Origin of the sequence: Halosegnis rubeus (assembly GCF_009184545.1) — an archaeon.
Taxonomy (GTDB): domain Archaea; phylum Halobacteriota; class Halobacteria; order Halobacteriales; family Haloarculaceae; genus Halosegnis; species Halosegnis rubeus.
This window is the reverse complement of sequence record NZ_QJOW01000005.1, coordinates 120900-141337: the sequence shown is the minus strand read 5'-3', so window position 1 is coordinate 141337 and position 20438 is coordinate 120900. Positions and strand designations below refer to the sequence as shown.

At 61.2% G+C, this 20438-nt stretch carries 25 protein-coding genes and 1 pseudogene; 4 read left to right on the top strand and 22 right to left on the bottom strand.

Translation table 11 applies throughout. From position 1 onward, the window contains the following. Window positions 1-21: 21 nt before the first annotated feature. The 4 genes from DMP03_RS12010 to DMP03_RS12000 all read right to left on the bottom strand — a co-directional run bounded on the left by DMP03_RS12010 (window position 22) and on the right by DMP03_RS12000 (window position 2040). On the bottom strand, window positions 22-564 hold the full coding sequence (locus DMP03_RS12010; RefSeq protein WP_152120798.1) for a hypothetical protein: 543 nt from the start codon (window positions 562-564) through the stop codon (window positions 22-24). Beyond that, entirely contained in the window at window positions 561-1106 is a 546-nt protein-coding gene (locus DMP03_RS12005) for a hypothetical protein (protein ID WP_328593025.1), read from the bottom strand. Before DMP03_RS12005 ends, DMP03_RS12010 begins: the two co-directional genes overlap by 4 nt. A 116-nt stretch (window positions 1107-1222) precedes the next feature. Beyond that, window positions 1223-1354: a hypothetical protein gene (locus DMP03_RS14795; protein ID WP_008458061.1), complete on the bottom strand. Its 132-nt coding sequence runs from the start codon at window positions 1352-1354 to the stop codon at window positions 1223-1225. After that, window positions 1354-2040, bottom strand: coding sequence for a DUF6166 domain-containing protein (locus DMP03_RS12000; RefSeq protein ID WP_152120797.1), 687 nt, complete (start codon window positions 2038-2040; stop codon window positions 1354-1356). Before DMP03_RS12000 ends, DMP03_RS14795 begins: the two co-directional genes overlap by 1 nt. 119 nt (window positions 2041-2159) lie before the next feature. On the opposite strand from DMP03_RS12000, the gene DMP03_RS11995 reads away from it, so the two are divergent. Further along, window positions 2160-3524 carry a restriction endonuclease gene (locus tag DMP03_RS11995; RefSeq protein ID WP_152120796.1) on the top strand — a complete coding sequence of 455 codons (1365 nt, stop codon included), beginning with the start codon at window positions 2160-2162 and terminating at the stop codon, window positions 3522-3524. 13 nt (window positions 3525-3537) lie between these two features. Here the strand turns inward: DMP03_RS11995 and DMP03_RS11990 are convergent, their stop codons facing one another. The 12 genes from DMP03_RS11990 to DMP03_RS11935 form a co-directional block, all read right to left on the bottom strand. After that, entirely contained in the window at window positions 3538-4110 is a 573-nt protein-coding gene (locus tag DMP03_RS11990; protein ID WP_044957538.1) for a hypothetical protein, read from the bottom strand. A 61-nt stretch (window positions 4111-4171) separates the two neighbouring features. Beyond that, window positions 4172-5392, bottom strand: coding sequence for a homing endonuclease associated repeat-containing protein (locus tag DMP03_RS11985; protein ID WP_158599093.1), 1221 nt, complete (start codon window positions 5390-5392; stop codon window positions 4172-4174). A 136-nt stretch (window positions 5393-5528) separates the two neighbouring features. Next, a complete protein-coding gene (locus DMP03_RS11980; protein WP_152120795.1) occupies window positions 5529-5924 on the bottom strand; it encodes a DUF7567 family protein in 396 nt (131 codons plus the stop codon). 73 nt (window positions 5925-5997) lie between these two features. Further along, the gene (locus tag DMP03_RS11975) at window positions 5998-6363 is read right to left on the bottom strand and encodes a DUF7568 family protein (protein WP_135822961.1); all 366 of its coding nucleotides are present in this window, start codon (window positions 6361-6363) and stop codon (window positions 5998-6000) included. 3 nt (window positions 6364-6366) lie between these two features. Further along, window positions 6367-6858, bottom strand: a complete 492-nt coding sequence (locus DMP03_RS11970; protein WP_152120794.1) for a hypothetical protein — start codon at window positions 6856-6858, stop codon at window positions 6367-6369. A 106-nt stretch (window positions 6859-6964) separates the two neighbouring features. Next, on the bottom strand, window positions 6965-7387 hold the full coding sequence (locus DMP03_RS11965) for a hypothetical protein (protein WP_020221063.1): 423 nt from the start codon (window positions 7385-7387) through the stop codon (window positions 6965-6967). 121 nt (window positions 7388-7508) lie between these two features. After that, window positions 7509-9881, bottom strand: a complete 2373-nt coding sequence (locus DMP03_RS11960) for a heavy metal translocating P-type ATPase (protein ID WP_172967144.1) — start codon at window positions 9879-9881, stop codon at window positions 7509-7511. Window positions 9882-9941: 60 nt separating this feature from the next. Then, the gene (locus DMP03_RS11955; RefSeq protein ID WP_152120793.1) at window positions 9942-10688 is read right to left on the bottom strand and encodes a helix-turn-helix domain-containing protein; all 747 of its coding nucleotides are present in this window, start codon (window positions 10686-10688) and stop codon (window positions 9942-9944) included. 61 nt (window positions 10689-10749) lie between these two features. Further along, window positions 10750-11034 (bottom strand): hypothetical protein, encoded by a 285-nt coding sequence (locus DMP03_RS11950; protein WP_004594503.1) that lies wholly within the window; start codon window positions 11032-11034, stop codon window positions 10750-10752. 37 nt (window positions 11035-11071) lie between these two features. Then, entirely contained in the window at window positions 11072-11734 is a 663-nt protein-coding gene (locus DMP03_RS11945; RefSeq protein WP_004594504.1) for a DUF6735 family protein, read from the bottom strand. Between the two features lie 67 nt (window positions 11735-11801). Further along, entirely contained in the window at window positions 11802-12182 is a 381-nt protein-coding gene (locus tag DMP03_RS11940) for a hypothetical protein (RefSeq protein ID WP_004594505.1), read from the bottom strand. Window positions 12183-12268: 86 nt separating this feature from the next. Then, window positions 12269-12457 (bottom strand): hypothetical protein, encoded by a 189-nt coding sequence (locus DMP03_RS11935; RefSeq protein ID WP_004594506.1) that lies wholly within the window; start codon window positions 12455-12457, stop codon window positions 12269-12271. Between the two features lie 335 nt (window positions 12458-12792). Here DMP03_RS11935 and DMP03_RS11930 point away from each other — a divergent pair, with 335 nt between their 5' ends. Together DMP03_RS11930 and DMP03_RS11925 are read left to right on the top strand one after the other, a co-directional pair. Further along, entirely contained in the window at window positions 12793-13344 is a 552-nt protein-coding gene (locus DMP03_RS11930) for a DUF7342 family protein (protein ID WP_049938513.1), read from the top strand. A gap of 17 nt (window positions 13345-13361) precedes the next feature. Continuing rightward, window positions 13362-13850, top strand: a complete 489-nt coding sequence (locus tag DMP03_RS11925; RefSeq protein WP_011222449.1) for a hypothetical protein — start codon at window positions 13362-13364, stop codon at window positions 13848-13850. On the opposite strand, the pseudogene DMP03_RS14660 reads toward DMP03_RS11925, so the two are convergent. From DMP03_RS14660 to DMP03_RS11910, 3 genes and pseudogenes are all read right to left on the bottom strand, one after another. After that, a pseudogene (locus tag DMP03_RS14660) lies at window positions 13847-14007 on the bottom strand (transcription initiation factor IIB family protein); the annotation flags it as partial. The gene DMP03_RS11925 and the pseudogene DMP03_RS14660 sit on opposite strands and share 4 nt — an antisense overlap. 93 nt (window positions 14008-14100) lie before the next feature. Next, complete coding sequence (locus DMP03_RS11915) at window positions 14101-14970, bottom strand: biosurfactant protein 1 (protein WP_011222448.1); 870 nt, start codon at window positions 14968-14970, stop codon at window positions 14101-14103. Window positions 14971-15233: 263 nt separating this feature from the next. After that, window positions 15234-16154: a transcription initiation factor IIB gene (locus DMP03_RS11910; protein ID WP_049938512.1), complete on the bottom strand. Its 921-nt coding sequence runs from the start codon at window positions 16152-16154 to the stop codon at window positions 15234-15236. Between the two features lie 221 nt (window positions 16155-16375). Here DMP03_RS11910 and DMP03_RS11905 point away from each other — a divergent pair, with 221 nt between their 5' ends. Next, window positions 16376-17125, top strand: a complete 750-nt coding sequence (locus DMP03_RS11905; RefSeq protein WP_011222446.1) for a hypothetical protein — start codon at window positions 16376-16378, stop codon at window positions 17123-17125. A gap of 5 nt (window positions 17126-17130) precedes the next feature. Here DMP03_RS11905 and DMP03_RS11900 read toward each other — a convergent pair whose 3' ends face one another. The 3 genes from DMP03_RS11900 to DMP03_RS11890 form a co-directional block, all read right to left on the bottom strand. After that, entirely contained in the window at window positions 17131-18468 is a 1338-nt protein-coding gene (locus DMP03_RS11900) for an AlbA family DNA-binding domain-containing protein (protein WP_011222445.1), read from the bottom strand. A 231-nt stretch (window positions 18469-18699) separates the two neighbouring features. Next, on the bottom strand, window positions 18700-19560 hold the full coding sequence (locus DMP03_RS11895; protein ID WP_004594516.1) for a hypothetical protein: 861 nt from the start codon (window positions 19558-19560) through the stop codon (window positions 18700-18702). A gap of 587 nt (window positions 19561-20147) precedes the next feature. Beyond that, the gene (locus DMP03_RS11890) at window positions 20148-20405 is read right to left on the bottom strand and encodes a HalOD1 output domain-containing protein (RefSeq protein WP_004594518.1); all 258 of its coding nucleotides are present in this window, start codon (window positions 20403-20405) and stop codon (window positions 20148-20150) included. Between the last annotated feature and the right edge of the window lie 33 nt (window positions 20406-20438).

Genomic DNA, 20438 nt, shown 5'->3' with positions numbered 1-20438 from the left:
GGCTCGGATCAGATGTCGGAACTACTCAGATTCGTCTCTCCGTACCCGGACCTGCTCAGGATTTGGAACCCAGGGGTGTGCTTCCCAGCAATGCCGAGCGTGTCTTTGCGGTGAGTCGAACTCTCTACTACAGGATCCACACTCGTAGGTGGCATCGGGCCAGGGCTCGCTGACGAACATCGCTGTCACCGTCGTCGCCACCGGCTCGGGAGCCTCGTTCCGTGAAACGTACCTGTAGCCGAGAACCGTCCGTTGGCCCATCGCTGTTCGGGCGATCTCTGTGGGCTTGTCTTCGGGGAGATACACCCAGCGAACGAAGTTGTCGACTGATTTCTTGGCTGAGGGCTGGAGGATGAACCATCGCTCGTGGTCATCTCGGAACAGGTAGCGTTCGGTCCCCGTGTTTTGGAGGTATATTGGGTCACCCCTGCCGGGGACGAGCTGCAGTCCGAGCGACGGCGATACCGGTTTCAACAGCTGGTCGACGACTGATGAATCGTCATCTGTCTGGCTGTCCGAATCAGCCTCCGCTCCGAATTCATCGAGACTGGCATTCGTGGTCACGGGGACCACCTCCCGAGTGAGGCCTGTTCCCGATCGGACTCAGCTGGGACCTCGCAGAGAAACCGCCACTTTGGCTGCTCTCGGATCTGCTTATCGGGGCGATTTCCCGCTTGGCCGGGGTCCGTTTTACCGGCACAGTGCCAGCCCTTGTCTCTGAGCGCTTTGATCATCGAACCGTCGAAGTCGGCTCGCACGAACGTCAGCAGGAGCCGAACGCCTCGTCGCTGGCCGTGCCGACGCACGAATCGTTCCATCGACCGGGCGAGGGCGGCAGAGGCGAGATTGGGGAAATCGACGCCGATGCAAATCCGTGCTGCCTCGACGATTTCGTCGCCCTCGAATCGCGTCCCGTCGTACTCCAGCGAGCGAATCAGCGGATAGCGCCATGTAATCGCACCTAGTAGCTGGTCCTGGTAACAGAGTCCGTGATGGACGAGATTCGTCCGAGGGACATCGTCCATATAGGAGTGATGTGCTTCGTAGATCGCGCCGGCGACGTGGCGCGGGATTGATTCGATATGGACGCGCTCTGCGAACCGCAAACCGAGCGGCGCCGTGACCGGCTGCCCCTCCCGATGGATGGGACACGAGCACCCCTCGGGGGTAGGCGTATACTGGAAGCCGGTACTCCGGATTTGGTCGAGAGAGTGAGTTTGGGTCACGAGTCGGTGTCGTCGGTGCGCTCCTGTCGGTCGTTGTATCGCTCCAGTTCACGCCCGATTTTCTCGAGCGCCTCGACACCACGTTCGAGGAGCTGATGGGTGGCTCGCGCCAGTCGAAGCGTCTCCATCAGTGCTCCCCCTCCTGGGGCTCGATGAGGTCGTTGCTCTCTTCGGCGAGTTCCCGGATTACCTGTTCCACGTCAGCATCCTCGGCAACCGTCCGATGTGCGAGCGGGGCAGGATATGCACGGTCGCCTTGGCTGCAGAGTACGACCAGCCACTCCTCGCTCCCATCCCCGAGTACGATGTAGTGGTCGCGATCAGCGCGCTGGAAGACCCGCCGGTCCGGGCGAGAGACGGTTCGCCAGTTCTCGGGGAGCGTCGGTGACGGCCGTCCGCCGTCGGCGAGGGCGACGACGTCGTCGGTAAGGGTCGCCATCGCGGCGTCGATCTCCTCGCCAGTGAGGTGCCAGCACGCCGCGGCACCGTCGCACTCCAGCTGCGAAACCACCTGATTCCGGAACGCGATGTAGTGCTCACGGGCGACCTGCTCATCGTCGTAGTAGTCGAGGAGGAGCGCGCACGCGAGCTGGGCGGGCCCGCTACCACTATACCCCCACTCGAACCCGCTTGGACTGTGGTTGACGAGGTCCAGACTGCGCTCGAGGGAGAGTCGCCGATGCTCCGAGAGGTTCAGCACGACGGCTTGGCCGTCGACGCGGAAGCCGACGTATTCGACTGCGTCTCGGTGAGCCTGACCTGGCGATGCGACTGGAACCGATTCCGAACTGGCTACAGGTACATTCCCGTTCATTCGTTGCTCGCGGGCGGTTCGGTGACCCCCGCACCCCTCTCAGGGGGTTCAACAAACAGGACGGCGTAGCGTTCGGCAACGTATTTGGCAGTTGCAACGTACTGTCCACATAATTGAGGATGGCTGTACTGGACGATCTCTCGGGGTTCGAGTTCGAGGACGTGATGGAGGACGTGTTCCGGAACCTCGGCTACGAGAACGTCCGCCAAGCCGACCGCACGGCTGACGAGGGTCGCGACGTCATCATGGAGGAGGTCGTCGACGGCACGCGGCGTGCGATCATCGTTGAGTGCAAGCACACGGGGACGGTCGGACGGCCGGTCGTCCAGAAGCTCCACTCGGCGATCGCGACGTTCGACTTCGACGGCCCCAAACGCGGAATGGTCGTCACGACCGGCCGGTTCACGAACCCCGCTCGGGAGTACGCCGACCGCCTTCAGCAGAACGACGACCCCCATCCAATCGAGTTGCTCGACGGCGAGGACCTCCGGGAGATCGCCGACGAGATCGGTCTCGACCTCTACAATGGTCGCATCGAGATTCTCTGCGACGAGACGCTCCGCCCGTACGACCCGGCCGCCGACGTCGATGCGCCAGTCACGGAGGCGTTCCGCGACATCGAGAACATCGAGGCCGCCGACCTCCCAGACCCACACTCATCGGTGACGTTCCGCCCGGTGGTCGCTGTCACCGCGGACACGAACGCTGTCTTCGAGACGTCGGTGGGCGTCATCCACCGGATCAACGACCGCACGCGGTTCGTCGCCCACGCCGAGCGGGGGCAGCCGCAGGTCGTCGACGAGGACGTCGCGACGCTGGTCACCGAGAACCTTCACGCGACGGTCGACCTCGATACCGAGCAGTTCGCGGAGGTGTTCGATGACGTCGAGGAGCGCCGGTTCGGGCAGACCCAAACCGAGTACAAGGAGTGGGCCGTCGAGCGGCTCCAGCAGCACCACACGACGACGGTGACCTACACCGGCGACAACAACGTCACGTACAACAAGACCTGCGAGCCGAACCGCTCGGACATCTCTGTCCAGTCGATCGAACCAGTGTACCTCCCCGAGGTTCGGCACACTACCGACATCCAGGAGTACACCTACCCCTACGAGTACTACGCGGCAGGCCCGTCGAGAGTGACCGCCGAGGACGGCATCCATCAGTGCGTCCACTGTGACACGAGTGGCGTAACCGAGACGTACACCTACTGTCCGAACTGCGGGGCCATCGCCTGCTCCAGCCACACCAAAACGGAGCGGCTGGAAGGCGAGCCGATCTGTACGGGGTGTGCGGTGACGGAACGGTTCGCGCTGAAGACGAAGTACTTCTACGACGAACAGAATCTCGAGGCGTTCCGCGAGGAGTACGCCGCGATGCCGCTTCACGAGAAGGCGATGGAGAACAAGTGGCTGGCTGGGGGGAGCGTGGTCGCGACGCTGCTGCTCGTCGTCGGACTACTCGTCATCGGCGGCATCATCTGAGCGGGCTAAGCGTTCACGCCGGCTCAGCGACCACCTCTTCGAGCGCGTGCTCAAGCGGGCCGTGGAACTGCCAGCTGGCCCGCTCGAAGGCTCCCTCGGTCGGACCATCCCAGCGCGGGAAGGCGGAGTGACCACTCACCTTGACGGTCCACTCGGACGGCTCCTCGAACGGGTTCCGGGTCGGGAGCTCGACGACGTAGAGGTACTCCTCGTCGCCGTGAATGCCGTCGGCTGGGTTCTCGACGCCGTGTCCGAGCAGGAACATCGGCTGGTCGAGGTGCTCCATATTGTCCGGCTCGAGGAGATCCGCTGGCTGTGTTGCGTCGATTGTTCGATCTGGGTCACCATCCAGATACAGGTCGATCGTCGAGAGCTTGTCGAGGAACACGAACGACGCTGCCGTGTAACCCGGTCCTCGCTCGGCACGGGTCGCGTCGAGAAGTTCCTTCAACTGCGCAAGATCGCGAAGCACGCTCTCCGGGTAGCCATCCGAATGTCGGTACACTTGCGCGACGCGGTCGTTATCGGTTGGTTCGCCGTCCTGGTCCACTCGTTCGACGAATCTGAGTTGACTCCGTGTCGACATCGATCATCGCCGGCACGTGTGCGCCGGCACCCCTCACCGGCGCAAAAACAACTCGCTCCGTTCATTCGGGCGGTGGAAGAGGTTGAATCGGGAGCTGTTCGAGTTGTCTGTGACAGCCCGCACAGACTGTCAGTAAGTTCTGCCGCACGTCGGCATCCTCGAGTCCTTGATCGGAAGCTCCGACAAACTCTGACCGCGGGATTCGATGATGGACGTGAAGATCCATCCCGTATTCGTCCTGATGCCGTTCGCGAGCCATTCCACACCAAACGCACTGTTCATTGTCCCGGCGGATGACCTCTTCGCGCTTGATGTGCCAATTCTCGCCGAACCGCTGCGTGGGTCGGAGGGTCTTTCGCAGCAGGTACTCCTCCAGTATTTGTTGATCACTTGCCCGGAGTGCCGCTTCCCACGATGAGAAGATTCGCCGGATTGGAACAGGCGAACAGGACCCATATTTTCGAACGTCTGTTGTCGTCGGTGGGCGACCCAACCGCTTGTAGAGGGTCCGTAGCTCCTTACAGGCTTCCTCCTCGGTGAAGGGATCCGGTTGGTTTAGCGAGGCTCCAACCGATTGAAGCGCAGCATTCCACGACCCAAATCTCCGCCTGTAGGGTTCGGGGCTGTATTCCCCATGCTCGATCATATCCCGCTTGCGAGGGGTTCGATCCAACTCATCAATCAGGCGTTCGAGTTCCGTCTGAAGTTCGGCTCGGGACAGCGCATCCGGCTGGTTTGAGCCATATCCCGCGGCCTCCAGCGCCTCGTTCCAGCTACCGAACTCCGATAGGTACACCCAGCTACTGAACGTCCCTTCCTCATCCATTTCGGCAGCGGTCGGCGACGAACCAAGTCGGCTTCCGAGACGCCGTAACTCGGCAAGGAGTTCGTCACAGTTCACTTTCCACTGTTTTGTAGGCTGATGACCCGCTTTTCGCAGAGCATCGTTCCAGCTGCCGAATCGATTCTGATACGTCGTTACGCTGTACCTCCCTTGCTGCTTCATATCCTGCTGGCGCGGTGTCCTATCTAGTTTTTCAGTTAGTCGATCAAGTTCCTCCAGTAGCTCTCGGTCTTCGATATTCGCTGTGCTACTGTGCATCGGTTCCAGCCCTGCTTCCTCTACTGCGTCGTTCCAGCTCCCGAACCGGTCTTGATATGTTGATCTCGAATAGGAGCTCAATTCGTCTATTTCACGGAGTGAGGGCGGCCGACCGAGTTGATCCGCAATGGATTGGAGTTCCTCTATGAGTTTCTCAGCGGGAATACGACTCGGACTCATGTTCTCACCGGTGGCGTCACCAATCGCGGACGGATTCACCCATCTTGGTATATGAATATTCAGGACCCGCACTGGCTCGCCGGCACCCCTCACCGGCGCAGAAACGACATCACGAGTTGTCGATATTCGAACTTCGCTATGCGAGATGCGCCACCTCGTTTGGTTCCTCGACGTCATCGAACTCGCCGCGCTTGACAGGGTCCCAGTCCTCACCCGGCTCTGGACTCCACCAGTCGACCTTGTAGGCGCCCGGTGCGCCGAAGATTTTCACGCGGGCCGACCCATCAGGCAGGTCGCGCCGCAGTTTCTCGTCGACGTGGAGGTTCCAGGTCGTGGTTGAATCGAAGCAGGCGAGCACGGCCTCCTCGTAGCCGCGCGTCTCTCGGGATTCTTTGAGTTCGACCTGGGTGTTGCAGTTCTTGCAGAACACCCCCTCGAAGGGGATGTGAGTGAAGACCTCCTGCCCGCAGACGGGGCACCAGAGGAACTCGAACAGTGCCTCGCTGTGTCGGTCAAGTACTTCGAGGGTCATTGGTTGACTAACCCGGTCGTCCCGGGCCACCACCTCGTGCCCGGCCGAAAAACAGCGTCCAATGCTCACTCACTCACCGTTCGGCGCCGTAGACGATGCGTGAGGGGGCTTCGTACCCACAGTCGGGGCAGTCGTACCATCGCTGGATTTTCGCCCCGTCTGCTGCCTTCTCGCCGACGCGAACGTCGTTGTTCGGACACTCCGGGCAGCTGAGGTCCGGGGCCGGCCGCTCCCGGAGTTCGTCACGGAACGACGTCGCGTCCTTCGTCTCGTATCCCCGCGACCACACCGGGTAGCCGTCGACGAGAATCACCCCGCGCCACTTGTACCGGTAGGAATCCGGGGCTCGATGCAGGACGGCTCGCGCACCGGTCTCGGCGTTCCGATACGCAAGCGTCGGCGAGCGGCTCTCGCGTCGCCAGTTGGTGATCCTGGGCATTATTCAGAAGTGGACGTCAGCGGGTACGATCCAGAGCTCCTCACTCTCCTCGAGGAGTCGATCCAGCTGTCCACGGTGACGAATGCCGGTTCCGTGTTCGGTGTACAGGAAGATCGTCGGGCCGTCGTACGCACCGACCTGGTGGAAGGCGTGTCGGGCGAGGTCCTCGTCGCGCATGATCTCCTCGTCGGAGAGCTCGTCGATGGCCTCCTTCACCCGGTCGAGATTACGCTCGAATTCCTCCTTCGTCGCCTCCCAGCCGCGCTCGAGCAGGTCCTGGCCGTCATCGGAGTCGACGGGGGCTGCCGTCGGCAACTCCCCCCATCGTGCCTTCCCCGCAACGGACGTGTCCTCCTCGTCGAAGGTCACATAGTAATCGAAGACGGCGCCGGCGTGTGGGTCCGCGCCGACCAGGCGGTCGAACACCGAATTTCCGGTGGCCAGTGCGCCGTCGTGGGTCGATTCTTCTACCAGAGCGTAAATTACCATGTGCATCTCGAACACCTCGAAACGCCGACGCACCGGGAGTGATTGCTCGCTCGCTCCAGCTGCGCCGGCACCCATCGCCGGCGCTCGAAAAACCTGATCTAGCGGTCGATTTTTAGGACTCGTTCGCTCGGTCGACTGTGATGGTTAGATCGCCCGACGCGTAGTCGGCCTCGAAGTCGACCGCGAACGCGTCCGCCTCGTAGGCGGCGTGGTAGGCGCGGTGGCGTTCGAGCGAGCCTGTCGCCTTGAAGTGGAAGAACGCAGCCGACGTGTAGGGCTTACTCTGCGTCTCGATTTGCGTTTCGACTGACGCCGGAAGTGCGATCTGTGGCGTGTCGGTGTCAACACTCGCAGCGAACTCCTTTGCCTCCTTGACAGTCGCCTGCGAATGGGCGGGCGTCTCACCGGTTACCACGTTCATCGGCGTCTCCGTGTCGTCGGTGAACAGGACATCGTGGAAGGTGCGCGTCCCGAGGACTGCGTCAGGACCTAACTCGCAATCGTGGAATGGATCGTCGTCTGGATTCTCGGGCATCAAATCACGAGCCCACGGTGGGGCTCAGTCCTTTCTGCCCCAGACAAACCACAACTTGTCTCGATGTAGCGGAGGTAAGTCCCGAAAAAAGAGCGTCCTGCCCGCACTTCCCGCCGCAGAATCAGGCGTCGATGATTCGATCGGGCTCAATCCGGGACAACCGCATCGCGTTCCCGGTGACGCCGAGGCTCATCCCCATATCTCCGACAACGACTGCCAGCGCAACGCTGACCAGGCCCAGCGGCACGCCTAGCGCGAGTAGGAGCTTCACGCCGAGGCTGGCCCAGATGTTTTGCCGGATCACACCGTTGGCCGTATGCGACAGATCGTACAGGTACGGGAGTTTCCCGATGTCGTCGCCCATCAACGCAATATCAGCCGTTTCGAGGGCGGTGTCGGTGCCCGCCGCGCCCATCGCGATGCCGACCTCCGCAGTGGCGAGCGCGGGGGCGTCATTGATGCCGTCGCCGACCATCGCAACCTCCCCGTACTCCGCCTGTAACTCTTCGACTGCGTCGACCTTCTCGTCGGGCAGGAGTTCGGCGCGATACTCATCGACACCGACCTGCTCGGCGATGGCGCGGGCGGTGCCCTCGTTGTCGCCGGTCAGCATCACCACGCGCTCGACGCCCAGCTCGTGTAGGCGTTCGACAGCCCGCTTCGAGGCCGGGCGAACCTCGTCGGCGATGGCGATCGCACCCAGCAGTTCCGACTCCGTCCCGACGATAACGACCGTCTTGCCCTCCCGCTCCAGTGAGGTGAGCGCGTCCTCGGCGAATGCCCCGTCGTCGGACTCTGACGACTCTTCCGCTACGACGCCGCCGTCCGTCTCGCGGCGTGCTCGAGCGAGGTCGAAGCCCAGCTCCTCGAAGAGCGCGGGCTTGCCCGCATAGTACGTCTTGCCGTCGATCTCGCCCCGGATGCCCTTCCCCGTGAGGCTCTCGAAACTCGTCGCATCGGGCAGATTACCCACGCCCGTCTCCTCAGCACGGGCGAGAATGGCCGCAGCGATGGGGTGCTCACTGCGACGCTCCAGTCCGGCGGCGCGACGGAGCAGATCGTCCTCCGTGGTGTCACCGACCGGGACGACATCGGTGACGGCGAGTTCGCCCTTCGTGAGCGTCCCCGTCTTGTCGAGCGCGACGGCATCGACTTCGCCCATCGCCTCGAGGTAGTTGCCGCCCTTGATCAGGACGCCGTTCTTCGCGGCGCTCGTAATTCCCGACACCACCGAGACGGGCGTCGAGATGACGAACGCACAGGGACAGGCGATCACCAGCAGGGTGAGCCCCCGGATGAACCACGTCTGCCAGTCGCTCGCGAAGGTGAACCCGTACCCGGCCAGGTCGACCGAGATGGGGTCGGCGATGACCAGCGGCGGGATTGCGGCGGTCAGGATTGCCAGCACGACGACGAGGGGTGTGTAGTAGCCGGAGAAGCGGTCGACGAACTGCTCAGACTCGGTCTTCTTCGCCTGTGCGCCCTGGACCATCTCGATGATGCGCGAGAGCGTCGAATCGCCAGCGGTTGAGGTGACCTCTACCTCGAGGTACCCCTCTTCGTTGATCGCGCCGGCGTAGACCTCATCGCCCGTCTGCTTGTCGACGGGGACGCTCTCGCCCGTGATCGGCGACTGGTCGACTGCACTCCCGCCTTCGATAACCGTTCCGTCGAGCGGAATCTTGTCGCCGGGGCGGACGACGACGGTCTCGCCAACGTCGACCTCCTCGGCGGGAACGGTCACTTCCTCACCGTCGCGAAGGACGGTCGCCTCGTCGGGCGAGAGTTCCATCAGCTCGCGCAGGGAGTCCCGTGCCCTGTCCATCGCGTAGTCCTCGAGCAGCTCGGCGATGCTGAATAGGACGGCCAGCGTCGCCGCCTCGACGAAGTAGCCGATACCGGTCGCCGCGATGATCGCCGTTCCCATCAGCAGGTCGATGTCGAGGCTTCGGTTCTTCGCGGAGTAGTACCCGCTACGGACGACGGGGATGCCGCTGGCGGCGACGGCGCCGAGGAACAGGACATCTGCGATGTGGAGCGGGTACTCGAGGACGCTCGCCACCGTGGCGTTCTGTCCGGTGAGGAGGAACTCAAAGAGGAGGCCGAGCGTGACGAACGCCGCGCCGAGCCACGTCTTCTTCGCGCGAGGACTCGTCCAGACCTCCGATGGTGGCGCGATGTCGACGCCATCGGCCGCCTGGTTGTCCTCATCATCGCCCTCGGCGTCCGAGCCCCCGACGACCTCGTAGCCGGCGCCTTCAATCGCCTTGACTACGTCGGCTTCGCTAGTTCGATCAGGGTCGTACGTGACGTTGGCCGTGCCGGTGGTCGGCTGGAGCGTGACGTCAGTAATGCCGTCGACACGCTGGAGGCTCTTGTTCACCTTTTGGGCGCAAGAGGGACAGTCCATCTCGGGAACGGCGAGGCGGGCGGTCAGCTCACGTCGCTGTCCGCCGCCGCTCGTTCCTCCTGCTGCGTCCGGATTCTCTGTCATCACGTCACGGTAGGAGCGGGAGTTCGATATGTCTTTGTTGGAATATTCCAACTACGGCCCTCAGTGGGATGCCAGCCGTTCTTCCGCTACCCGCTCGCCGGCGACATGTTGCTTCGCCAAATGTTCTTCCGCCCGACGGAGTCGGTAGGTGAGTGTTGACCGTGGCACGTCGAGATGCTCTGCGAGTTCTCCAACATCGACCTCGCGGGGTGATTCGTAGTAGCCGTGTTCGACGGCGGCCTGGAGAGCAGCCTCTTGGGCTGGAGGCAATCCACTTGGTGTTCCGTCGCTTCCCCTAGCTGATGTTGTGTCCGCTGTGCGGAGCATCTCCATCTGGGCGCACTCCCCGACGGCGACTTTGAGAGCGTCGAAGAACGCCGCCACGTCGCCATCGCCGGAGTGGATGAGTCGCCACGTGTAGTGGCGGCCCTCGTGACGGGTTTCGAACAGCACACCGTCGCCGAGGTGGTCGCGGGCGATGTGGGGGACTGAGGCACAGGCAGGGGTCCGCTCCCAGTCGGAGTAGAGGACGAGCGTGTCGTCCGTGCGGTCGAGGACACGGGTGGTTTGGGTTGCGCCGCAGTCCTCGGTGGCGAGACAGTCGGCGTAGTAGTCGCTGTTTCGAAACGCGTCCTCGATGGCGTCGAGTGCGTCCGGAGTGCCGGTGGCATGGTCGACTCGCCAAAGTTGGTCGGCAGTCGCGTGCAACGAAAGCGAGCGGACACGGGCGTCGGGGTAGTCGGCAAGGGCATCCGCCACCCTATTGCACCCCGGCTCGTATTCGAGGGCGAAGACGAGTTCGCGCATACCCCGTCTACGGCCTCCTCCGACATAACCAATGGCACGGGACTACGTCTACTGGTGAGCATCAGATCACGTCGTTCGGGTCGTGGACCTCCTGCATTCGCTGCGCTTCGGCCGCGTATTGGTCCTGGAGATCGGGGTCATCAACCGTGCCGAGATTGCCGGGCCCCGCATCGACTGCCGCTGTCGTATCTCGAATATCGGTGAAGGACGTGAGTGCCCGCTCTTTCCGATAATACTGTTTGCCGTCGGGTGTCGCGTAGGTGAGGATGATTAGGTTCTGTTCATCATCGGAGTAGGTACGTTCGACGAGCCATACTCGCACCTCGTCATCAGCCCGATCTGACATATCCAGACGTTCGTGGGGACTCAGAAAGGGATTGGCGTTATAATCGGTCGACTGACGCAGTTTTCGACGGTGATTCACCACCAGGGATGCGCAGTTCCTGGCGCTCGCCGACCCACTCGCCGAGTTTCTGCTTGAGGTACTGCCTCGCCGTCGACGGCGTGAACACCCCCTTGTCGACCATATCGCCGACGACGTCCTTCAGCGCCCGGAACTGCCCCTTCAGATGGCCGTCGCCGACCGGCTCGCCGTCGTGCCACCGAACGGTCGCGAGCGCCCCGTTCCCGACCGTCTCACCGTTGTCGATTGTCTCTGAATCGTACTGCAGGCCGAACCACAGCGTCCGGTAGGCGGTCACCTCGAAGGTCGGTGACACCACGTAGAACGCCTCGTGGTGGAGGTAGTCGAGATGGTCAGCGATGATCTCGTCGAGGGTGAGCCCGGTGGCGCGGGGCTTCGGCTCGACGACCGTCGACGGTCGATCCTCGTCAGCGAGGTAGCCGTCGACCGCATCTGCCTCGAGGCCATCGGCCAGTTCAGCCAGCAGCTGTTTCGCCCACTTGGAGTTGGTGTCGTCGCCACCGAACGGCGACTCAGCCGAAATTCGGTGCTTGAGCTTGAGGTTCGCTGCGCCCCAATGGCTGTAGTGGAGCGTGTACTGTCCGTCTGTGCGTTCGTACGCAACGAGTGCGCGGTGGCCCATCGAGCAATCACCTCACGGGGCGACCGCTACTGGATCGCCCCGCACCCCTCTCGGGGGACGAACAACGCTACTCCTCGATTGGTTCGGGGGAACTGAGATCCGCGTAGAGGACTTCGCCGTCGCGAACGACGTACCGCTTCGCCAGCACTGGGAAGCGACACTTCGTGAACCCCGCTGTCTGGATGTCGAGTTCCTCGTCAGCTTCGAGGTGGTCGGCAAGTTCTCGCAAGAATTCGTGGGTCACGATGCCGCCCTCGTAGTCCGGGAGGCCGTTCTCCCGCGCCTCGTACACTTCGAAGTCATCGTACCCCCAGATGGTGAGTTCGCCCTTGTCGGTGACCTCCCAGTCGAGCGTCCCGAAGCAGTAGCTCTCACAGAGTTCGCGGACAGCCTGTGGATCCGATACGATCGCGCCGGTTGACGTCGTCGCAGCTTGTAGTGTCGCCATGTCTGGACTCGCGGGAAGCCCCGCACCCCTCTTGGGGGGCGATAAACCGACACTGGAAGTGCCCCTGGCGTCGACGGCGATGACGATCAGTCGTCTGTTGGGGCGTCTGGTCCGCTCCCGTCCTCTGGTCCCGTGAGTAGGCTCACTTCTTCCAGGAGGTCTCTTGCAGTCTCGACTCGCTCTCGATCCGCGTCGTCCAACCGCTCGACGTCGAGGCGGCTGAGATTGCTGAGTACACGATGCATCCAGTAGCCCTGTTCGACTTGCTGATTCATCGGTAGCGCCTCACCACTCGCCGGCGCGGATAGACACTCCACGTGACTGTCGTCGTCGCATCAGGTCGCCACCAGTGCTCGTCGCGACGCGTTGCCGCCAGGAGGTCACTCTCACACCCGTCGTCCAACATTGTGTCCGGGCTGTGGGATGCCTCGCCGGTCGGCCGTAGTTCCTCAACGTCAGAATATCGGTCGTACATCGGTTGGCCATACCTTCTGTCGGTATCGCATTTCAACGTCCGGACGCCTTCGCCCGCAAGGCATTCTTGATTATGCGAGACAGTACAAACATATATGGGAGTAGGGCGCGAACACTGTCCCAAGAGGTGCCAACCATGACCGAATCCTCGCGAGATGGGGTCCAATCGTGGACTGAGTCGATGAGCGCCCGCGACCGCATTCGGGCGGTCGCCGAGTCACTTCGCGAACCCCGCTCAGTTAACTGGATCAGCGAGCAGGCCGACGCCGCCTGGAGCACGACCAACGAGGAACTTCAGGACCTCGTCGACCAGGGCCAGTTGCGTCGCGTCGAGGCCGGCGAGACGACGCGCTACCAACCGGACTACACGCGACTGCTCTTCGAGGAGATCCGCACGCTCATCGAGGAAAATACCCGCGAGGAGCTGCGGAGTGAATTGGCCGCGATTACCGAGGAGATCGAGGAGTGGCAGGCGACCTACGACGTCGAGACGTGGGAAGAGCTTGAACAGTCGCTCGCCGACGGCGACCTCACAAGTGCGGAGCTCCGGGACCGCCGCGACGTCATCGCGTTCTGGCGTGAGAACGAGGAGGATCGCCGCCTCATCAAGCACGCACTGGAACTCTACTCCGACGTCGAAGCTGCCCGCGAGCAGATGACCGACGTGGCTGACCGCGCCACGAGCTAACCCTCCTCTCTCACAGAATGATCTTTCTTGCCGGTCGCGACCGCTATACACAGCGGACCCTCCTCCGCGACGTTCACGACCGATTGACGAACCAGCCAGGGTGTGAAGAGGTCCGCTATCGCCCGTCTCGACGCCGACCCCGGTACGTCATCGCGGGTGTCGATCCGACGACGTTCCTGAGTGACTCGTACGACGCGGCGACAGCACGACTGGAGATTCGCTTCTGGTACCCCGCCGGCGTCGACCACGAATACTACCGCATAAACTGGGTCGAACCGGACCGAAATCTGATGCTCGGATTCCACCAAGATGCCGACCATCCGGACCTTGGGCCCTGTCATATCCAACTCAATCACGAAGACACGCCGGTTGATCGGCACAAGGCGACGTTTCTCGATGCGCACCCACTCGCCGTCCTCGATGACCGACTACAGCAGTTCCCGCCCGCGCTAGATGCGATCCACTGGAAGAATGGAGCGCCCTCGCTCCCTACCTGGCCCGTCTAGACAGCGAGTTCATCGAACCTCTGGTGATGCGTCCAGGCCGTGGTCGGCGTGACGTTTCCGGACTTGGCGATGTCACGGTGCGTTACCCACACCCCCTGTTCCCGCCCCGCTTTGTAGAGACAGGCCGCTGCGAACCTGCCGAATGAACGCCCGCTATGACTGACGTCGGACTTGCGGGTACTCACCGTGTTAACCAACAGAAGCCATCTCCATCGGAGACTGTTGGTTAAACGGTGAGATTCCTACTGCCCTATTCGGGAGCAGGCCCGTAGCGACCTGTGCCACACACTTGGCACTCCCAGATTGGTTGGCCCGTCCAGGTCTCGTCAGGGAGCGACTCGCGTGTACTGAAGCGATGTTCTGTTTCTTTCGTACAGTGCTGGCACTCGAGGGCTGTTACGGTCGGGATTTCAGCTCTGGTACTGGAGGATTTCGTTTCGCGGGGTACTGTTTCCACAGCGATTGCTGGGACGATCCACAGCTGATCGCTGTCGTCGAGCGTGTGCTCGAGGGACGACTCATCGCGAATTCCCTGGCCACGCTCGTCATAGACGCGTGGAATCTCCGTCTGAGAACGATCGCTCCTCTCGTTCCACGCTGTCCGCTCACGGGCCGCTGTTAGTAACGCGTCGCCAGCCGCTGCGGTCACCTCAGTAGCAGCGGGGAGCGTAGGCCAGCGCTCGGTTAGCTGGGGTGCGGGCTCGTCGTCGAGATCGTAGATGAGCGTACAGTCGTCGATGGGCTGGTCGTGACCTGACGAGAGAAGTGTCGCTGCTGCTGCTCCCCTTGCCACGGCGCCGTAGAACGTCCCCGATTCGACGAGGAAGTGGATCACACCACGCAGTGTCTGCTCGGAACTCGCAGCACCCGACTCCGACGCGCCGTCAAGTTCGTGTTCGAGACAGAACCGGCATTTTCGTTGCGACGCCGGGATCGATGCGCCACAGGAGACACAGGATCGGTCTGTGTCGGTTGTTCCGTCCGGATACCCACCCGAATGCGAGGCTTCACGCTGGCGGCTTGGCTGGCCGTCTGCTGGCTGATCCAGCGCTGGGTCCGGCACCAGAGCGCCCTCCCCGACAGGTTGGAACGCCTCTCGGTCTGAGTTGTGGTCAGTCATCGATTCGCTCCGCGTTTCCCCCGGTTTGGTATTTAAACTCAGGGGTGAGAAAATGCGGGGACGGATTCGGCGACGACGGGATAAATCTGACCGCCTGAGACCGATTCAGTCACGGAGCTCGGCGACCGCTCGACCGACCTCGCGAACGTGCTCACTCCGCTCGATATCGAGTTCTGTCGACAGATACTCGACAGTCTCGTCCAGATCCATACCCCCTTGTAGACTCTCTGCCTGTATGTAGGTATTCCTCTACCGGAGGCGTCTCAGATCGCTTGGAGTTCGTCTCGCCGGCTTCGGAGCGTCACGACTGACACCTCTGCTGCCGACGCGACGGTGGATTGGGTAATCAACGCGCCCTGCTCTTGGGCAGCCAGATAGACACAGGCGGCCGCGACGCCCGATGGCTGACAGCCGTTCGTGAGGGTTGTCCCCTCGGCGCGTTCTGCGAGTTCGTTCGCGCGCCGACGAATGTCGTGGTCTAACTCCAGCGCCGAGATCAGGCGTGGAATGAACGACGTCGGGCGCATTGGTGGTGCTGGGAGCTCTAATTCGCGATTCAGTGTTCGGTAGGCGTTGGTGACACGAGCGGACTCGACTCGGGCGGCGTCGACGACATCCTCGAGGAGAAGCGGGTGTTGGTTACATCGACAGGTACCGTAGATACTCGCTGCACCGATGGCTTCGATGGATCTGCCTCGAAGCAGATCCTCGCTCTGAGCGCTCCGGAAGAGCTGGCACGCCTGGTCACGAATCGACTCAGAGAGCTCGAGCGCACTCGCCAGCCGGCGTACCTCGCCCAACCCGTGTGCGAGATTCCGTTCCGCTTTGGACCGCCAGCGACCACGGGTCTGCTCACGTCGCATCCGGGCCAGCTGCCGGCGTTTCTGACCAGAGAGTTCGTTCCCGTGTGCGTCGGTTCCGTGGCCGATCTCGGTCGAGATGCCTCGATCGTGACGGGCTGTAGTGAGTGGTGCGCCTGTTCGCTCGCGCTCGTCTGCATCGTACGCCCGCCACTCCGGCCCGTGATCGATACGTTGTTCCTCGATAACAAGTCCACAGTCCTCGCAGATCGTTTCGACCGCATTCGTAGTGACCCGGCCGTCACACTCTGGACACTGGGTAGCGCTCGACTCTGTTTGGACGTCTTCGTCGAAGCCAGTTTCGTAGATGTCTCTGGTAGTCATCGTTCTCACCATGTTCAGGAACTCGCCAGTACAGCGAATCCTTCACCCATTATGGGTGGAATAAACCTCTACAAGACGGTTCAGATATCTCGGAACCGATGGCGTACAGCGACCGAGTCTGATTCTTATACCAATGAACTGGCTATGCAGGAACTGGGGCGGCACTCAAGGCCACAACAGGGGACCGAATACATATTTATCTAAGGTGAGAGGGGGAGCATATGAGTGATTCACATCTTCGGCGTCTCCATGAACTCAACCGTGAATATCCGGCGGTTGATCGGTCGACATTATATCGCGAATACCACCTTCAGCGCTTCGATATGCTTAATTCAGAGGATGCAATTCCACAGCTCTTGTTCCATATTGTTCCTGAAAGTGCTCTTGATGGATCGCGTCTTGTCGATATCACAGAACTTGAGGAACTGCCTGTTCCCGCGACGTGTCGACCATCGTTTCGGCCCGATAGACTGTTTGAACACGCGGATCCGACATGGAACCATATTGTCGCTCGCTACGAGAATCGAAAAGACCTGAGTTCAGTGGCAACTCTGTATGATACTGGCATATATGAGGCCCGGGGGAGCGGGCTCTGCTATCCAACCGGTCATTCATACGACTGTGACTATGCAGTCAGTTCACAGGATCTTGAATTAAGTCTCGTCACCGTCCTCCAGTTCTATCGTGACGTCCTTCCTGATGAACACAGCGAGAAGGTGTATGCAATCCTCAGTGGGACAAATCTCACGAACGCGACAATAGACCAACATCGGCAGGTTGACCGGGTTGAAGCATTTCCTGAACCTAACCGCACCTCGCGCCTCACACCTCTCAGTCTGTCCGATGAAGACGGTATCCGTGACCAACTCACACCGCTTTTCCGACCATTATCAAACTCTCAGTTCGGATATCATCCCGGTTTCTATTACGATGATGAAGGTGCGTGGGAATTGGATGAACATCTAGAGTAGCGTTGTTACTGGCTTTGCATCCGGTCCAGCTCATTCTGGATTAGATCGGATGGCGGCTCGTAGAAATCAAAGATCTGGTATAGCGGTTGGGTCAAGGTCTCAACCACTTCCGGTAGAGCGTCTTCAAAATCTTGAACAGTGAAGCGTTGACTGGCCGTAACTGTCGCTTGATGTGATTCTCTTTCAATCGGAGGGAAAAGTCCACGGCGATTTTCAATTGAGCCCAGTGTTCGTCCCTCTAGTCCCGTCCATCGGGCTTGCACGGTGACCGACGTGTTTTCCTCACCGAGTTCTCGCCCCAACCGCTTCGCATGTAGCAAGCATTCACCGACTCGCCAGATTGGGAGAATATAATCCAAAACTGTACCTGGCTCAAGTTCATCTTTGCTGTCTTCCTGATAGCCACGAAGCAAGAACAGCATCCCGTCTGGGGATGCACGCCAGTAGTCTGCGTGCGCTGGGTCATCGAATGTTCCGCCGGTATACCACCCTTCGATTGTCTCATCGCGGGGATGTACCTGATCCTCGCTGATCAGCCACGCCGGCCACCCCGTTTCATGACCTTTCACCTCCCGTAGTAGATCTAAGAACTCAGAGAGAGATGGCTGATCAAACTCAGAATCCAGACTGTAAGCAAATGACCAGTACCCGTGACGATAGGGTGAATTATCCATATTTCCGTACTCGTCCATCACGTTGGCTTCCCAGTCTTCCCGCATAGCCTCAGTCCACGAAGCAAGCTGATCCAGCGGATCAATCTCTTCTTCACTTGCTCCTTTTTCGAACCCCGTCAGTACGGTTCGCATTCGATCTAACAGATCATCACGTGAGGCAGTGACACACCGCCGAATCAATTCGTCCCACTCACGTCCTGTCTTCGGTGCTGCACTTTCTGGCCCTGGCCGCCTAATATAATATGTGTTGTAGGTAACGTGTTGGTCTTCAGGGCCAGCACTGTCTGATCGAATCGGCACCCGATGGTCTCCCGGTACATCGATAATTGGAAAGACTTCACCAGATTCTGGATGTTCAATATGGTATACTTCACAGTGAAACTGGGGCTCAGCAAACTTCTCAACGATCCCATTAATCGTATCTTGATCGTAGTGGTCAATCGGATGTGGTCGAGATGGATCCGGTTCCCATGATTCACCGACCTCCTCATATCCAATCAAAATCTGACCCCCACCAGAATTCGCTAATGCGAGCATCGCTTTTGCTACGTTTGCCTTGTCCACATTATCAGACAGATCAAGCCAGCTTTTGATTTCACGATGGACCTCTTCTCGTGGATTACGCAATAGATCCTGCCACCGCTGATCCACGTCTCCCGATTTAACCATATTCCCTCTATGTTTCTAGTCAGCCTAAAAACCTCTCTAGGCGGTAGTTGCTTTTTATTTCGGACGGATACACGCGGTTAGCGAATTCCCGAATTCTGACATACATCTCAGCTCGGTTCTTGAGGTTGTGGCTGCGCGCGCAGCGACCAGCGGGAGCGAGCACGGAGCGGTGGGTGGGGCGGTGGGGCCTGGGCCGGTCCGGCACTCACGAAAAAAGAAAGGGCGTTGCCCCTACTCCTCCCACCAGCGGCGGTCGCGTTCTGGGAAGACGATCATACTGTCGTAGGTCACGGCGAGTGAACATCGTCCCTCGTACCAGTTCTTCTTAACCGCCCGCATTCGGACGGTGTCCCCTTCTTGGACGAAGGCAGGCTCCGATTTTCGCCACGAGGTGAACTTGATTTTCCCGGTGTCGTCCGCGACCAAGCCCACTTGAGCGATCTTCCGGCTGGAAGCATCCCAGAGCTGAACGACTTCTCCTTCGATGCTCACCTCATCCGTCTGCACGTCCGGGACGTCCTCGATCGGGCAGATGGCGCCGGGGGCCGCCTTGAGTGCATCCATCGTGTCGAACACTGCTTTGGTGATGTCTTGCCCCTTGGCGACCCGCTTTGCGAGCGCCCGCGAGACGGCCGCCCGACTGTGACCGGTGCGAAGCCGCTGTGCCATCCGGTCTGCTTCCTGGTTCACCTTCGCCAGCTCCATCCGGGAGAGACGCTCTCGCGGATCCGTCCGGTCCGGGGTGCGTTCCGCCCGCTTACGCTGTCGCCGTTCGGTGACGACCTTGCGAGTTCGCTTCGCCCGCCCGTCTTGGGTGCCGAGTTCCGCCTGGGCGCTGATGTGGTCCAGTTCGGCCTCCCGGGCGCGAATCTTCTCTTCCTGCGCGAGGGGCAGGTGCGAGAAGTCCTGGACGATGCCGTCTGGGTGGTTGGAATCCACCTTCGCCTGCTTTTCCTGCTGAACCGTCGCTCGGAACTCCGGTTTGTCGTCGACGACCTTGAAGCCGTCCTCGTCGACGCCGGCGTCTTCGGTTCGTTCGAATGCCTGTTCATCCACCGTAACGACCTTGCGACTCGAGTTGTTACTTGACATTGGTATCCTCCAGATACCACTGAAGGCGCTCGTGCGCCGCCACCGCGATGCCCCTAACATCGCGGTTTTCCGACGACGTCGACGACCGATAGCACCGACTGCGCGCTCTCGCTCGCGCCTTCGCGAGCGCCCTACCGGGCGCGAGCGAGAGCGCGCCCGAGTGCGGCGACCCCAACCAGCACCGCGCGCCGACCCGCCCGGAGCGAGCGGCCAGCGGAGAAAGCGTGGGGGGTGAGCAGCCACGCCGCGCAACCCCCCGCGCTTTCCCGCTGGCGCCGAGGGCACATTCACTTTAGCCCGGCAGCCCGCCCGCTACCGCAGGCAGGCAGCCCGGAATGGTCGGTCGCGAGCGACGCGGAGGGCGGCAGCGGCGAGCGGGGCGGGCCGGTACGGACACACCTGTCCACCCGGCTGCGCCGCTCGGATGGTCATTCACCGTCCTGGCGGACTCAGAAAGGGCGAGGCCGCCTCGGTCGTCCCCCGACCCCGCAAGCACCGCAGGGACGAGGAGCGCAGCGGTGGTCGCGGGATGCCGAGCGGCCGAGGGCTTTCAGGGAGTGTCGCTGTCGACGAATTCGATCGCGCTACTAATCCGGTGCCCCGGCTGGCTCGTCGAGAAGGACATCGACGCCGTCGTGGGTGACGGCGAGTTGGATCCCCTCCACGGTGAACCGGACTTCCACGTCCCCGGCTGAGGATGCGAGAAGCTGCTCGAGTGCCTCGACGTCAACAGCGTCGTGGAGCTGATACGAGTCGGTGGGGAGCCCGTGGGCTTCCAGTGTCTCGACGATTTCAACGAGTAGATCGGGGGATGGATCTGAGTCTCTCGGGGTGGAGGGTGCCATTATGGCCTCGACGGGTAGATAGGACGAACAGGA